The 15,093-nt window shown below is 68.9% G+C and carries 11 protein-coding genes; 6 read left to right on the plus strand and 5 right to left on the minus strand.

The window, feature by feature from the left end:
* Positions 1 to 362: 362 nt before the first annotated feature.
* Positions 363 to 4,718, minus strand: coding sequence for a cation-translocating P-type ATPase (locus BS329_RS09415; RefSeq protein ID WP_076158052.1), 4,356 nt, complete (start codon positions 4,716 to 4,718; stop codon positions 363 to 365).
* A 209-nt stretch (positions 4,719 to 4,927) separates the two neighbouring features.
* Here BS329_RS09415 and BS329_RS09420 point away from each other — a divergent pair, with 209 nt between their 5' ends.
* Entirely contained in the window at positions 4,928 to 5,398 is a 471-nt protein-coding gene (locus BS329_RS09420) for a DUF6292 family protein (RefSeq protein ID WP_143252935.1), read from the plus strand.
* 283 nt (positions 5,399 to 5,681) lie between these two features.
* Here BS329_RS09420 and BS329_RS09425 read toward each other — a convergent pair whose 3' ends face one another.
* Both BS329_RS09425 and BS329_RS09430 read right to left on the minus strand, forming a co-directional pair.
* Complete coding sequence (locus BS329_RS09425) at positions 5,682 to 7,706, minus strand: CocE/NonD family hydrolase (RefSeq protein WP_076158058.1); 2,025 nt, start codon at positions 7,704 to 7,706, stop codon at positions 5,682 to 5,684.
* Between the two features lie 3 nt (positions 7,707 to 7,709).
* Positions 7,710 to 9,008 carry an ATP-grasp domain-containing protein gene (locus BS329_RS09430; RefSeq protein WP_076158060.1) on the minus strand — a complete coding sequence of 433 codons (1,299 nt, stop codon included), beginning with the start codon at positions 9,006 to 9,008 and terminating at the stop codon, positions 7,710 to 7,712.
* A gap of 83 nt (positions 9,009 to 9,091) precedes the next feature.
* Between BS329_RS09430 and BS329_RS09435 the strand changes: the two genes are divergently transcribed.
* Genes BS329_RS09435 through BS329_RS09445 form a run of 3 tightly spaced genes read left to right on the plus strand, consistent with a single transcriptional unit; the run spans position 9,092 to position 12,733 of the window.
* The gene (locus BS329_RS09435) at positions 9,092 to 10,606 is read left to right on the plus strand and encodes an FAD-dependent oxidoreductase (protein WP_076158252.1); all 1,515 of its coding nucleotides are present in this window, start codon (positions 9,092 to 9,094) and stop codon (positions 10,604 to 10,606) included.
* Positions 10,606 to 11,703 carry a carboxylate-amine ligase gene (locus BS329_RS09440; RefSeq protein ID WP_076158063.1) on the plus strand — a complete coding sequence of 366 codons (1,098 nt, stop codon included), beginning with the start codon at positions 10,606 to 10,608 and terminating at the stop codon, positions 11,701 to 11,703. The genes BS329_RS09435 and BS329_RS09440 overlap by 1 nt, the downstream gene beginning before the upstream one ends.
* Before the next feature lie 19 nt (positions 11,704 to 11,722).
* Positions 11,723 to 12,733 carry an iron-containing redox enzyme family protein gene (locus BS329_RS09445; protein ID WP_076158066.1) on the plus strand — a complete coding sequence of 337 codons (1,011 nt, stop codon included), beginning with the start codon at positions 11,723 to 11,725 and terminating at the stop codon, positions 12,731 to 12,733.
* Here BS329_RS09445 and BS329_RS09450 read toward each other — a convergent pair.
* Both BS329_RS09450 and BS329_RS09455 read right to left on the minus strand, forming a co-directional pair.
* On the minus strand, positions 12,701 to 12,916 hold the full coding sequence (locus BS329_RS09450) for a CDGSH iron-sulfur domain-containing protein (protein ID WP_076158068.1): 216 nt from the start codon (positions 12,914 to 12,916) through the stop codon (positions 12,701 to 12,703). The two genes, BS329_RS09445 and BS329_RS09450, sit on opposite strands and share 33 nt — an antisense overlap.
* Entirely contained in the window at positions 12,900 to 13,589 is a 690-nt protein-coding gene (locus BS329_RS09455) for a HemK2/MTQ2 family protein methyltransferase (RefSeq protein WP_076158071.1), read from the minus strand. Before BS329_RS09455 ends, BS329_RS09450 begins: the two co-directional genes overlap by 17 nt.
* 163 nt (positions 13,590 to 13,752) lie before the next feature.
* Here BS329_RS09455 and BS329_RS09460 point away from each other — a divergent pair, with 163 nt between their 5' ends.
* The gene (locus tag BS329_RS09460; protein WP_076158074.1) at positions 13,753 to 14,067 is read left to right on the plus strand and encodes a hypothetical protein; all 315 of its coding nucleotides are present in this window, start codon (positions 13,753 to 13,755) and stop codon (positions 14,065 to 14,067) included.
* A gap of 58 nt (positions 14,068 to 14,125) precedes the next feature.
* Positions 14,126 to 15,091, plus strand: coding sequence for a glycosyltransferase (locus tag BS329_RS09465; protein ID WP_076158076.1), 966 nt, complete (start codon positions 14,126 to 14,128; stop codon positions 15,089 to 15,091).
* Positions 15,092 to 15,093: the final 2 nt, after the last annotated feature.

Genomic DNA, 15,093 nt, shown 5'->3' on the forward strand with positions numbered 1-15,093 from the left:
TCTCCTTGAAAGGCGATTGCATCGAACAGGACGGCGATGAAAGTGTGTTTTCGTCCTGTGTCACGGAAACGTACTGAGGCCAACCACTCTTTTCCACGCCGATCCACTATCGTGTGGGCACAGCGGCCCCCTGACCGCGCAACCGGTGGTCCAATCGGGTTACGCCTTCCCCCGCCCGCCAGAGGACTTCGCCGCGAGCACGAGCATGGCTCTTTCTTGTGGCACAAGGATCGCCGGACACCCAAGAGACTGACATCGGGTGCGCCGTCGATCAAGCTGCCGCCAAAGGCGTCACGCTCCGGATAGCACTCGGCCCGCACTCCATCGCGTACCGCTTTGCCGGAGATGCCGCGTCGAACTCGCTACTCGGCCACTCCTCGCCGTCCGAGCAGCAAGCCGCCGACGCTGGCAGTGCCGGCGCTGCCGAGTGCGATCCCCCACCCGATGGGACCGAGTGGTGTGCAGCCGAAGAACTGGCTGACCCCGGGCGTCTGGATCACCACCGCCAGGAGGGCGGCGGAGCCCAGGCCCGCCGCCAGCACGGTGGCGTCACGTCGGCCCACGAGGATTGTCTGCCCGAGTTGTGTTCCGATCAGGGAAGCGAGCGCGACAGTGCTCGCTCGCCGTTGCCTACCGGTCAGGCGAGCGAGGGTCCAGGCGGTGGAGGCCCCGAGTGTCGTCGTCACCGCACGAGTGGTGACGTCACGCCGCAAAGCGCCGCCGAGCGAGGCGCTCGGCCCCTCACGGAGCAGGTCCGGCACAGCCTGGCTGTCCGGCCTGCTCAACGCGATCGCGAGGGCGGGCGCCAGATCCGTGAGCAGGTTCATCAGCAGCAGCTGCCTGGCGGTGAGAGGTGACCGCCCGGTGACAGCGGAACCGAGCACGGTGAAGGCGATCTCCCCGAGGTTCCCGCCGAGCAGGATGCCGAGTGCTTCCCGGACCGATGCCCACATCGCCCGCCCTTCGACCAAGGCGGCGACGATCGTCTCCAGCCGATCGTCGGTCACGACAAGGTCCGCGGCCGCTTTCGCCGCAGGCGTTCCCCGTTGCCCGAGTGCGATCCCCACGTCGGCCAGCCGGATCGCGGGCGCGTCGTTCGCGCCGTCACCGGTCATCGCGACGACGCGGCCGTCGCGCTGGTACGCCTGGATGATCCGGACCTTCTGTGCCGGACTGCACCGGGCGATCACATCGACGTCGGCGAGTTCGCGGGCGAGTTCCTCGTCGCCGAGTTCGTCGATCCTGGCGCCGGTGAGCACCTTCGTGTCACCGTTGCGGCCGGTGATCTCCTCCGACACCGCTTCGCCGGTGGCGGGGTGATCGCCGGTGATCATCACCGTGCGCACCCCTGCCTCGCGCAGTCTTTCCGCGGCGGGCGCGGCGCTGTCGCGCACGGGATCCGCCAGTGCCACGAATCCGAGCAAGTGGAGATCGGTGACGTCGTCCTCGCAAATGTCCTTTGTGGACACTGGACGCTCGGCGACGGCAAGTACGCGGTGGCCGGAGGCGGCCAGCCGTTCCATCCGTTTTTGCAACCGTTTGCGAGTACCGGTGCCGAGAGGCCGGTCACCATGGCTGGTGCAGCGGGGCAGCACGGTCTCCGGCGCTCCCTTGACGCACATGAGGTTTCGCTCGCCGAGCTTCCCGTTGGTGGCGTGGAAACCCCTCGACGGCTCGAACGGCACGGCCCCGGTCTTCTCCCAGCCGTCGGCGCCCACGCCCACCGCGCGGCTGCCCTCGAGGACCGCCTGATCCGTGTGATGCGGGAGTTCTTCCGGTTTCTCCGCGCGAGGCGTCGCCCGGGTGGCGGCGGTCAGCACGGCACGATGACTCTTCCGCATCTGCGAGACGGCGGAACTGCTGTGCCCGTCGTCGATCCGGGTGACGGTGAGCCTGCCTTCGGTGAGCGTGCCGGTCTTGTCGAAACAGAGGACGTCCACCCGGCCGAGCGCCTCGATCGTGCGTGGATTGCGGACGAGCGCTCCGTGGTCGGCGAGCCGGCGAGCGGCGGCCAGCTGTGCGGCGTTGACCAGGAACGGCAGGCCTTCCGGCACCGACGCCACGGCGAGATTCACCGCAGCGCCCAGGCTCTGCCGCAACGGAACCCCTCGGAGCAGTCCCGCACCCGTGACGGCCGCGGCCGAACCGGCCGCGAGGGGCAGGGCTTGTTTGGTGAGCGACGCGAGCCGTGCTTCGACGCCGGTCTCGGGAGCGGCGCCCCGTGCCGCCGCCATCCCCCGTCCGACCTCGGTTTGATCGCCGGTCGCGACCACCACCGCCGTCACCTTCCCGGCGGCGACCGTGGTGCCCTCGTACAGCATCGAGGCCCGCTCGGCGAGGTCCGCGGCCACCACCGGCGCCTGCCCCTTGGCCACCGGCAGCGACTCACCGGTCAGCGACGATTCGTCGAGTTCCGCACCGGTCGCGTCGAGCACCCGGCAGTCCGCGGGGACGACGTCGCCGGAGCGCAACGAAACGATGTCTCCGCGGACCAGCGCGTCGGCCACGACCTGCTGCTCCTTGCCGCCCCGCACGACGGTGGTCACCGTCGCCGACCGCTCGAGGAGTCCGGCCAGGGCGCGTTCGGTATGCACCTGCTGCGCGCTGCCGATCAACGCCGACACCCCGACGATCCCGGCGACCAGCACGGCGTCGACCGGGGAGCCCACCGCGGCCGAGACCGCCGCCCCACCCGCCAGGACCGGAGTCAACGGATTGGCCAGTTCGGAAAGGAACGCCTTCGCGAAACTCGTACCAGCGCCGCCCGCTCCGCCGGCGTGGCCGTGGGAAGCACGCCGCCGTGCCTCCGCGTCATCCAGTCCACGCGGGTTCGAGTCAAGGCGGTCCAGAACGAGTTCCGCGGGCATCAGATGCCACGGGGGTGCGACGCGGCCCACAGGAGCGGTTTTCCGCGTGCTGGAGAGCGTGCGGGCCCGCCAGATCCCGTCGCTGAAGGCCATGAGCGCACCGGCGTTCACCGCTCGGAGGCTGCTCGCGGCGGGCCTGCGCCGGGCGCTGAGCGCGGTCACGCCGCCGACTCCGCTGGCCACCGTCGCGAACATGGTGGAGTCGCGCACGACGGTCCTGGCGGCGGTGATCGCCTCGACGAGCAGGACGGCCGTGTCGATATCGCGTTCGATCAGCAGATGCGCTCCCCACGGCGGCGGGGCACCCTCGTCATGCACCCCGATTCCGCAGTCAGCGGCTCCCAGCGCTCGACGGTCCCCGGAGACGAGCATGACGACCTTGCCGTCGCCTTGGAGTTCGCGGACGAGATCGAGTGCTCCGGCGTCACTGTCGGACCGCACCACGCGCACCCCGGCCGACACGGCCGCGGAGGAAAGAGCGTCGACATCGGGGGAAAGCTCCTCCGAGATGGCGAGCAGACCTTCCAGATGCCCCGCGTGCGCCAGACCGAGGACGACGTACGCGCCGCGGTCCACGAGCCGTTTCCGTTCGTGCGCTCCCTTACCGTCGCTGAGGTCGAGATCGTCCACGGGCCCGAGCATCCAGTCGCCGTCGCGCCGGACCGCCGTGGGTTCGTCCGGATCGAACAAGTCGAAGGCGACCGCGGCCATGCTCGCCGCATCGCCACCCGGCAGAGGGACCAGATCACTGAGCACGTGGGCCCCCGCGCCCAGTGCGGACGTGTCGATGACGAGCGTGTCGACAAGGTCCAGCTTCCGCAGCACGGCCCGGTCCATCACCAGCGCGCCGCGCCTCGCGAGTACCTGGCCCAGCTGTGCGGAAAAGGCGGCAACGCCGTTCGACGGCGCCTTGGGCAGCGCGGAAATCCCGACAGCGGCGGCACGTCTCGGCCCGGCGAACGGCAGCGCCGCCGCCGCTGCCGCGGCCCCGACCGTGAGGGAACGCCGTGCGTGCCGATCCGCGGCGCCTTCGGGCAGTGCCCGAGGACGTTCGCTCACCACCGACTCCGCACCGGCGTGATCACGCTGTCGGACCAGCCGGGACTCGGCCTCGCACCACGCCCGTTTGTGGGCTTTGGCCTCTCGCCACTGCGTGCCGCGCACCATGATGTCGAGCACGGTGCCTTCACTCCGGGCCGCCAGTCCGTGGGCCAGTGCCGCTCCGATCGACGTGGCCGAATCCGCCCGCTCGTGCCCGCGAAGCTTCCGGTTCGCCACCGCGCGCAACCGCGGATGCAGGTCGACCAGGGACGCCAGCGCGGCGATCTCGGTCGGCAAGGGCGCCCAAGGCAGGAGTTTCGAAGCGACCGACAGGGCCAGACCAGCGGCGTCGGCGGCCAACGTGGACGGAAGCCTGGTCGCCGCCGCACCGTCGGCGGGATGGTGGAGTTCGTCCTCCTCGATCCGTTCGGCCTCGCAGGACGGCTCCGACTCGGCCCGTTCGACCGCGCGAACCAGATCCAGCCGCAGCGGCGCCGGATCCCCGACGGCGACGACCACCCGGGACGTCGGGGCGTTCACCTCCGCCCACTGGACTCCCGGAATGCCTTTCAGCGCCTGTTCGACGCGCCGGGCCACGCGCGCGCCGTCCGGCCCTTTGACCCCGTGCGTCTCGATGTACAGCCTGCCGGGACACGACCAGACCGCGCGCCGAGGTCCTCGACCTGGCATTCCTTCCCATGGCACGAGTGCCAGCCCCGCCAAGCCACGGGCGACCCTCCCCAGCGCCCGCACCGGCTCCGGAAAAGGGACACCGAGCACTTCGACGGTCTTCTGGCCAGTCCGCCCCATGCGGTCCACTCCTCGTGTCGGGTAGCTGGAAGATCTTCGCGGGTACCCGCGTATTTCGGCATCGAATCGCGGGGTACCCGGAAGAGGCGTGCCCCAGGAGGTTTGAAGTGGTCACCCAATGGTCATTCTGTGCGTCGAGGGGACTTCCCCGCGTTCCGCGTCAAGCAGCCGGCGCCCGCAGAGTGCTTATTTGCGAGGTGGCTTTCACGATGGAATCGGGATTCGGCGAAGCGGTCATCCGTGGACTTCATCGTTACGTGCGGTCGGTGATCAACGAGCTCGGGATACGCGGTGACGCCTTCTACGCTCAACTCGAACCGACGGCCGGTGCGTACATCGCCCTTGACCGGAGACTGCCTGATCATCCCGACCAAGATGTCGCGCTGGTCTGGGACGAGCGGTATGGCTGGTCCGTGGCACTTGAGACGAACAGCAGCGAAGATCTGGTCATGGTGGCCTACCACGGGCTTGAAATTCTTCCCTCGCCGGCGGCGGTCGCCGCTTTCACGCGTGAGGTATGGGCGACTGAGAACGCCAGCCGCTCCAGCGCGGCTCCGGCCGGGATCAGGGAAAACGACGTGACTCTCGCTGAACGCCTGACCGGGTACTTACGGCCGGTCATGGTCATAAGCCCGCACGAGGCCGCTGGACCGCGTGGTTCGCGTTCACCTTCGGCGTGACACCCGGCATCCTGAATGCACACCGTGGACGAACCCCGAACGGGGCGGGCACCCTACCCGGGTCCCGCCCCGTTCGCGGTGAGCCGCGTGGTCACGGCCGTTCGATGCCGTGGAATTGCCGGTATCCGAGCGGCACACCTTGTTCGGCGCAGAGCCGTGTGCAGCCGCCGCGCGTCGGCGAGCAGGACGTCACGGGTTCCGCCGAAGGCGCTCAGTCTTCCGGCGCCGGAGAGGTCACCGGTGATCGGGCTCAGCGAGCAGCGCCTTGGCACGGAGGCTGGTCCTAAACCTGATCACGGGGGATCCTCCGATGCCAGTTTCGGGAGAAGACCCGTCGCTCGCCTTCGTAGCCATCCAATCGGGCGTCGATGACGAATTCCGTGGACGTGCACGACACCCGGGTGCGGGTCTCGCTCCTGGCTTCCCAGCCTTCCCGGGCGAACGTCATCGACCACGCGGTTTCCGCCACTGGGGAACAGAAGTCGTCCGCCACCCACGAATAGCGCTCGAACACGTTCCTGGTGACGTCGAGTGCGATGTCTTCGAACCGGACCTTGCCTGCGTTCTTCACGATCTCGAGCGCGGAGCGGTAGTCGATCAGGTCACGCGAGACCGTCCAGCGCTGCTCGCCGGGTTCGATCTGAGTGGCGGGCAAGGGTTCCGTACCCTCGGGTTCGTCGAACGGCCGGGCGGGCACCTCGTCCGCCTCCGCCATCGGGCGCACCGGCAGCGTGAGCGTGCTCTGTCCAGTGTGGATGGTCACCATCGCCGGTTCCGGCGGCGGCCATGCCAGCGGCCAGTACGACGACGAGATCGACAAACGGATCCGGTGCCCGGCGGGGAAGGCCTGCGCGACGGCGTTGAGTTCGACGCGCACCCGATACGGCTTGCCCGGTTCCAGCGGCTCCGGTTCGTCGTGCCCGTCCCGGTGGGTCAGGTTCAGCAGTCCGTAGGTCACCCGCGTCGCCCGGCCGTCCGGGGCGACATCGGACAGCCGGACGGCGACCTGCGCCACCGGCTTGTCCGCCGAAACCTCCAGATCCACCACCGGCGAACCGAGGATCTCGCACGGCTCGGTGAGTTCGTCGGTGTCGAAGACGAGTGACCCGCCGTCCTCCTCCCGCTGGTCGTACGGCAGGTCGGGCGGTGCGCTGTAGGAGGCCCACTTGCCCGCGAACTGGCCGACCGAAAGCGGTGACTCCACCGAAAGCCGCTCTTCCCGGACCTCCTCGTCCGGCCTGGCGATCCGGTGCCGCGCGAGCCGGTGCACCGAAGGATGGACGTGCGGCGACGGCCAGGACGGCTCGCCGACCCAGCGGCCGGGCCGGTCCTCGTACGACGTCGACGGTGGCACGCTGTCCTGCATCCACGTCCGCAGCATCGGCCCGTCCATGACCCCGTTCTCGGCGTCCTTCAGCCAGTGGTCCCACCAGCGGACCAGCTCCTGCAAGTAGCCGATAGCCGGGCCGGGCTGCCCCAGATGCGGATACTTGTGCGACCACGGCCCGATCAGCCCCCGGCGCGGCACGTCGAGATGGGCCAGCAGCCGGGAGACGGCGTTCGAATAGCCGTCCGCCCACCCGCTGGAGGCGAGGACGGGCACCTGGATGTCGGTGTAGTTCTCGCAGACCGACGCGTGCCGCCAGTAGTCGTCGCGGCGCTGGTGCCCCAGCCATTCGCCGATCCAGAGGCCGCAGTTCTCCAGCCGTTCGAACCACCGGTCGCGCCACTGCTCCCCCGCCAGCGCCGGATCGGGCGGCAACGTGGCGTAGGCGAACATCGTGGACGCCTCGGCGACGTTGTCCGAAAGCAGGCAGCCGCCCATGTAGTGCATGTCGTCGGCGTACCGGTCGTCGGTGAACGAGGAGATCGCGATCGCGGTCAGGCTCGGTGGTTTGCGCGCGGCCACCTGCAAGGCGGCGAACCCGCCCCAGGAGATCCCCATCATCCCCGTGCGGCCGGTGCACCACGGCTGCGCCGCGATCCACTCGAGCACCTCTTCCGCGTCCTGTTGTTCTCGTTCCAGGTACTCGTCCGCCAGTACGCCCTCCGACTCTCCCGAGCCGCGGATGTCCACCCGGACACAGGCGTAGCCGTGCCCCGCGAGGTAGGGGTGGTGCACGGAGTCCCGCACCGAGGTGAGGTCGCGGTGCCGGTACGGGATGTACTCCAGGATCGCCGGGACCGGCGTGTCGTCCGAAGCGACCGGCCGCCAGATCCTGGCCGACAGGCGGACCCCGTCGGAGACCGGGATCCAGACGTGGTCGGACTCCGTGATCCCGTACGGCAGCGAAGCCACCGTCCGCATGGGCTATCCCTCCTCGAAGTCGAACCGCAGCGCTTCGGTGCACCGGCGGTATTTGTTCTCCATCTCCCGCTGGGTCTGCGCGGCGACGAAGACATGCGCGAGTTCGTAGCTGTAGCTGTCCTGCGCCGGCATGTCCGAGAGCCGCATTCCCTTCTCCGGGATCACTTCGATCTTCACCCCGGGGATCTCCGCCTCCAGGTCCGCGATCTCGCCACGGGTGGGCACGCGGGTGACCAGGCCGTCACGGAACCGCCGGTGGTACCACTTGCCCGCGATCCGATAGTCACCCTGGTGGCGCCGTCCGGCGGGATCCCGGCCGAGTCCCAGCTGGACCATGATGTGATGGTTCGCCACCCCGTCGACGTACTCGAACAGTTCGGCGTGGGACTGCGAATGCCGCGGGTTGATCTCCAGCAGGCAGGCCTGACCGGATTCGGGATGGCAGAAGAACTCGATACTGAAGGTGGCGTTGTCGAAGCCGATCCGCTCCATCACCCGGACGGAGATCTCCTTCATCCGGTCGATCGCGTCTTCGGGCAGCTGCGACGGGTACTGATGTCTCAGAAAGCAGGCGGAGTCGGGATAGTTGATCGAATCGAGAACGCCATACACCGTCACCTGTCCTTGGTGGACGTAACCCTCGGTCGCGGCCTGCACACCGGTGAGCTCACCTTCCGCGAGGCACGCCGCTCCCCCTGCCTCGGCCACCGCCGCGGGGAGTTCCACCTTGCCCAGGATCAGGTCGAACGGTTCGCCGACCCGGTCGACGCCCTCCCGGATCTCGGCCACGGCATGGGCGAACTCGTCCTCGTCGGTGACATGGAACGCCAATTCGGACGAGAAGGACTTCACCGGCTTGAGCCACATGGGGTAGTCGACACCGTCGGGTGGCCGAGGATCGTCCTGGTCCAGGTCGACGATGCCGAACGACGGCACCTCGTCGATCACCTTCGCCTGTTCGAGCCTGCTCCAATATTTGTGCTCGCATTTGAGAACCGCTTCGAGCGACACTCCGGGCAGATCGTACTTCTCGCACAGCATCGCCACCATCGTCGAGGACGGGAAATCCCAGTAGCTGACGATGGCGTCGATCGGACCGGAGAAGGCGTCCAAGTGCGCTTGCGCCTTCTCCATGAGTTCGACGATCGGGATCTCGCCGTGCTGGAGTTCTTCGACCGAGAGCAACGGGTGAAAGCGATACCGGTCCGCGCCCGGCAACCGCCGCAGTACCTCCGCGTTGCCTTCGTCGAGACCGATGACGAAGATGTTCTTCTCCTCTGGGGACCTGGAGGCTGTGTTCATGACCGACGGCTACCCGCGCCGTCATCGCCGAAAACCCGGCCGGCACTGGTTTGGTCACGTTGCCGCCCGGGAACCCGGGTCTCATGACGGAGTTGCCCGGCACGCGTTCACTGTGGCTCGACACCGCCCCTGCTCCCGACCGGACCGGCACCCCGCTACCGTCGGAGGTGGACGTCGCCGTGCTCGGCGGCGGTATCGCCGGATTGACCACGGCGTACCGTCTCGCACGGGCGGGAAGGTCGGTACTGGTTCTGGAGGCGGGCCGTCTCGCCGCTGGCGTCTCCGGGCACACCACGGCGAAAGTCAGCACCCAGCACGGGCTGAAGTACGCCACACTGGCCAAGTCCAAAGGCACCGAAGCCGCGGCGATGTACGCCCACAGCCAGACCTCCGCCCTGGAGTGGATCGCGGCCGCGTCGGCCGATCTCGGCATCGACTGCGGCTTCACCCGCGCCGACAGCTTCGTGTACACGACCAAGCCCGAAACTGTCGAAAGCCTCGAACGGGAAGCGGAAGCCGCCGCCGAAGCCGGTCTCCCCGCGACCTTCGGCACCGATGTCGATCTCGACGTCCCCGCGATCGGAGCGGTCAAATTCACCGCACAGGCCCATTTCCACCCTCGCCGGTGGCTTCTCGGTCTGGCAGGCGAGATCGAGCGGGCCGGCGGTACGATCGTGGAAGGCGTCCGCGCCGAGGGTGTCGACGAACTCGGCGGGACCACGGTGCGCACCAGTTCCGGCGACGTGCGCGCGGGTGAGGTCGTGGTGGCGACTCACTACCCGATGCTGGACCGCGGCCTGTTCTTCGCCCGGCTCGATCCGGTGCGGGACCTCGTGGTGGCCGGTCCCGTCGAAGGAAACCGGATGCCGGACGGGATGTTCCTGGACGCGGACACCCACCATTCCGTCCGCGGCTACCTCAACGACGGTGTGCCGTACGCGGTCGCGGGCGGCGAGCACTATCGCGTCGGCGACTCGGTCGACGTCGAGAGCCGGTACGAACGCTTGGCGAGCTGGGCGAGCAGTCACGCCGGGGTCCGCCGCGTGACCCACCGGTGGTCCGCCCACGACCTGTCCACGCTGGACTCCGTGCCGTATGTCGGGCGCTACCATCCGGCGAGCCGTCACCTTTGGGTCGCCACCGGCTTCGGGCAGTGGGGTATGACGGGCGGCACCGCGGCCGGGCTCCTGCTGTCGGATCTCCTGACCGGCCGGGACAACCCCGCGGCGAGCCTGTACGACCCCAACCGCTTCGACCTCCGGTCCGCGATCACCACCGTCGAAAACAACGTGACGGTCGCGAAGTTCCTGGTGGGTGACCACTTCAGCGCGGTGCGGAAGCCGGCGGCCCTGGACGAGATCGCCCCCGGCGAGGCCAAGGTGACCCGGGACGGCGGCGAATTCGTCGCCGCCTACCGCGACCCGGATGGCGAACTGCACGCCGTGGGCGCTCACTGCACCCACCTCGGCTGCCTGGTCGCGTTCAACAACGCGGAAAAAACCTGGGACTGCCCCTGCCACGGCTCACGATTCGGCCTCGACGGCTCGGTCATCCAAGGACCGGCCGTGCGCGCGCTACGGAGAAAACAGGAGCGGTGATGACCGGCATCGGCGTAGAAGAGGAATTCCTGCTGGTCGACCCCAGAACCGGGGTGAGTTGCCCGCGTGCCGACGCGGTGCTCGCCAGGCACGGTGTCTGCTGTCCGCTACCCGACGGTGCCGCGGTGCATCGTGAACTTCGCCCGACACAGATCGAGGCCGCCACGGGAATCTGCGAGACGGCCGACGAGTTGTACCGGCATCTCATCGCGGGGCGGCGCACCCTGGCCGAAGCCGCCGCCGCGGAGGACTGCGCGATCATCGCCTCCGGCACTCCCCTTCGGGCCTCACCTGACCGTGACTACGAGACCGACGACCGGTTCGGCAAGGTCGACGGTCTCTACGCCGGGATCGTCAAGGCCTATGAGGCCTGCGGATGTCATGTCCACATCGGAGTCCCCGACCGAGCGCTCGCGGTCGCCGTCGTGAATCACCTTTCGCCGTGGCTGCCGACGCTGCTCTCACTGTCCGGCAACTCGCCGTTCCACCAAGGCCACGACACCGGCTATGACAGCTGGCGGATGGTGGAGCAGAACCGGTTTCCCGGTTCGGGTCTCCCGCCGTACTTCACCGACCTCGCCGATCACGACCGGCAGGTGGACCGGCTGGTGGACTGCGGCGTGCTCGTGGACGAGCACCAGACGTTCTGGCTCGCGCGGCCGTCGTCGCGCTGGCCGACGGTCGAGGTGCGGGCGGCCGATACGGCGTCCACTGTCGACGAAGCGGTGCTTCAGGCACTTCTGACCCGCGCTCTGGTGCGCACCGCGCTCGCCGAGCTGGCCCGCGGCGTGGAGGCCGAACCGCTGGACCCGCAGCTCGCCGCCGCCGCGGTGTGGTCGGCCGCGCGGCACGGCTTGTCGGGCCCGGCCGTCGACCCGGTGGCCGGAAAGGTGGTTCAGGCCACCGATCGGGCCGCCTCGCTGCTGGCACACACGGGCCCGGCGCTGGAGGACACGGGCGACCTCGTCCTGGTGCGGTCCCTCCTCGAACGGCTGGAAAACGAGGGCACCGGCGCCGAACGGCAGCGCCGGGCCGCCGTCGACGGCGATGTCGCGGTGCTGCGGATGCTCACCGAAGAAACGGTTCCGCACGCCTGACGGTGGGTATCCGCCGATCATGACGATGATCGAGCACGAGGTGGCCGCGAAGCTGCCCCAAATCCGTGGCCCGCTTTCCGCGGCGGTGGTGGACACCCTGGCGGGCGGCCGCCGAGACGACTTCGACCTCGACGCGGTCATCGGCGCGGACCCTTTCGGCGAAGACCTGCAGCTGGCGTTGCACGTCTGCTACGAACTCCACTACCAGGGCTTCGCCGAGGTGGACGCGGACTGGGAATGGGACGCTTCGCTCCTCGCCTTCCGTGCCGCTCTGGAGCGCGTGTTCCTCGACGCTCTCCGCCAGGCTGTCCCCGGCGGAGACGACGTGGACGGGTTGCTCGACGAGTTGCTGGTCGAGCCCGTCGACGGGAACGGCGTCTCGCATTTCCTCCGCGACGAGGGCGAGTGGTGGCACGTCGAGGAGTTCTTCGCGCACCGGTCGATCTACCATCTGAAGGAGGCCGATCCCCACGCGTGGGTGATCCCGCGACTGCGGGGACGGGCCAAGGCCGCGCTGGTCGCCGTCGAATTCGACGAGTTCGGCGGCGGCCGGGCCGAGCAGGCGCATTCCCGGCTGTTCGCGGATCTGCTGACGGCGGCAGGCCTGTCCGACGGCTACCTCGCCTACCTCGACCACGCTCCGGCCGACACGCTCGCGACGGTGAACATGATGTCGCTGTTCGGGCTGCACCGAAGCCTGCGCGGCGCGCTCGTCGGACATTTCGCCAGCGCCGAGATCACCACCGCGCCCGCCGCCCGCCGGATGGACGAGGCGTTGCGACGGCTCGGCGGGGCCGCGGAATGCCGCTATTTCTACACCGAGCACATCGAGGCCGACGCCGTCCACGAACAGGTGCTGCGGCACGACGTCATCGGTGACCTCCTGGAGCGTGAACCCGGTCTGGCCGCGGACGTCGCGTTCGGTATCCAGGCCACCGATCTGCTGGAGGCCCGGCTGACCAAGCATCTGCTGGATGCTTGGTCAGCCGGTGAGTCCTCATTGCTCCGGCCGCTGCGCCCCTTGCCGTGACCGGCGACGGTGACTGGTGTCGCAGAACGGGTAGCGCTTGCTGCGACGGCAGGCACAGAGAGCCACTACGAACCGGTCGGAAGTCACCGTCTCGCCGTCGTCCGTGACGATTTCGACGGGCCCCTCCACCAGGAGGGGCCCACCGGGTTCGACCCGGATCCTCGTCCTACGGCCGGTCGGCACGGATCACCGCCAGTTCTTCGTCCTGCTGCCCAGCCGTGATCAGGCCCGCTTCTTCGAGGAAGGCGGCCCGGGCCCGCATCACCGGTCCGAACGGAACAGTGCGGGAGGCCACCACGGCCGCGGCGAGACCCGACTCGCGCAGCCGCGTCAACGACTTGTCCACATCGGCCACCTTGGAGTGGACGAGGAGCAGGAAGCCCTGGGGTGCCAGCATGGCGGCGGCCCCGGCACAGAGCGGGTCCAGCACCACGCGGCCGTCCGGCCCGGCGTCCCATGCCCGCGCGGCGCCGCTCGCCGGGATCGGGCAGGGGACGTACGGCGGATTCGCCAGCACGACGTCGAACGGCCCCCTTCGAGTCGCCTCGGCCAGGCTCCCCCGCACCGCGCGGACCGGCAGGCCGCGCAGGCGCGTGTTCGTCCACGCCGCGGCCAGCGCCCGCCGGGAGATGTCCACGGCGGTCACCGAACCGGCTCCGCTCATCGCGGCCGTCAGCGCCAGTGCCCCGGTGCCCGTGCACAGGTCGAGCACGCGAGCGCCGGACGGCATACCCGACGCACGCAAGGCCGATGCGAGGAACCACGTGTCGTCCTGTGGCCGGTAGACACCGGGCGGCCGGACCAACCATGGCCGCGCGGGAGCGAGTGGTCTGGTGGTACTGGTGATCGCGGTCATGGCCCCTCCGGTTCGCCGATGGTGCTTCCGGCTACCCCGGTCGTGCGGTCCCAAACGTCCACAGTGGCCACGAATTCGCGGGAAGGAACAGGATTGAGCCCGCGCCCAGCGGGTAGCCGATGGGGGAAACGTCCTTTTCGGAGGCCTCAGGACCGAACTGCGGGTGACGGCACCGCGGTCCGGCCCGCCGGAGACCGAGTTCTTCGAACGGGCGGGAACGAAGGACACCAAGGTCGGATCGGGACCGGAGGACGATCCCGCCGACGTCGCACGAGAGGGATTCGAGGCACTCATGAAGGGTGACGACGAGGTGGTCACAGGCTCCGCCGGGAACAAGGCGAAAGCCGCACAGCAGGCCAACACGGCCGAACCCGGCAGCGGGGCGAAAACCGACGAAGAAGAGCGTCAGGAAATCCGGGGCGAGCAGGGCACTTCTTCCGGCGACCCCCATGACGACACGGACCCCCAGTCCGGGTGATTCACCGTCGGGCCACGAACGGACGTTTATTCCGGCGGACAAGGGAAATCTACTGTGCATGACGAAACAGGCGCCGCTGCGGATCCTCTTGTGGCACGTTCACGGCTCCTGGGCCGAGGCATTCGTGCGAGGACCTCACCGCTATTTCGTGCCCTTGCTCCCCGAAGGCGGGCAGTGGGGGCGCGGACTGTGCGGTCGTGACTGGCCCAACGCGGAAGAGGTACCGGTCGACCGGGTGAAAGACCTCGATCTCGACGTCGTCATCCTTCAGCGGGTCGAGGAGATCGACCTGGTCGGCCGGTGGCTCGGCCGTCGTCCCGGCGGCGACCTGCCCGCGATTTTCGTGGAGCACAACACTCCGCGGCCGTACGCGGCGACCACCCGGCATCCACTCGCCGACCAGGACGACATCCCACTGGCGCATGTCACGCACTTCAACGAGCTGATGTGGGATTCCGGTCTCGCGCCGACCGTGGTGATCCCGCACGGCATCCCCGATCCGGGTGAACGCTACACCGGCGAGATCCCGCACGGCGCGGCGTTGATCAACGAACCCGTCCGGCGCGGCCGGATCACCGGGACCGATCTCTTGCCGTCGTTCGCGGAGATCGCACCGGTGGACGTCTACGGCATCGGCAGCGAGGAACTCGACGGCCGTCATGACGTGTTGCGTGCCGGTGGCGATCTTCCGTCCGCGGTACTGCACACCGAAGTCGCCCGCCGCCGGGTGTACCTGCACACGGCCCGCTGGACGTCGCTCGGTTTGTCGTTGCTCGAGGCGATGCACCTGGGGATGCCGATCGTCGCGCTCGCGACCACCGAAGCCGTCCTCGCCGTGCCCCCCGAAGCGGGGGCGATCTCGACGGACGTCCCAGCACTCGTGAAGGCGTACGGGGAACTCGTCCATGAACCTGATTTCGCTGTCCTGGCTGGAAAAGCCGCGCGTGAGTTCGCATTGTCCCACTACGGGCTCGACGCGTTCCTGAATCGCTGGGACGCCTTGCTGACCGAGGTGATCGCTTGACT

It is taken from the genome of Amycolatopsis coloradensis (assembly GCF_001953865.1).
GTDB lineage: Bacteria > Actinomycetota > Actinomycetes > Mycobacteriales > Pseudonocardiaceae > Amycolatopsis > Amycolatopsis coloradensis.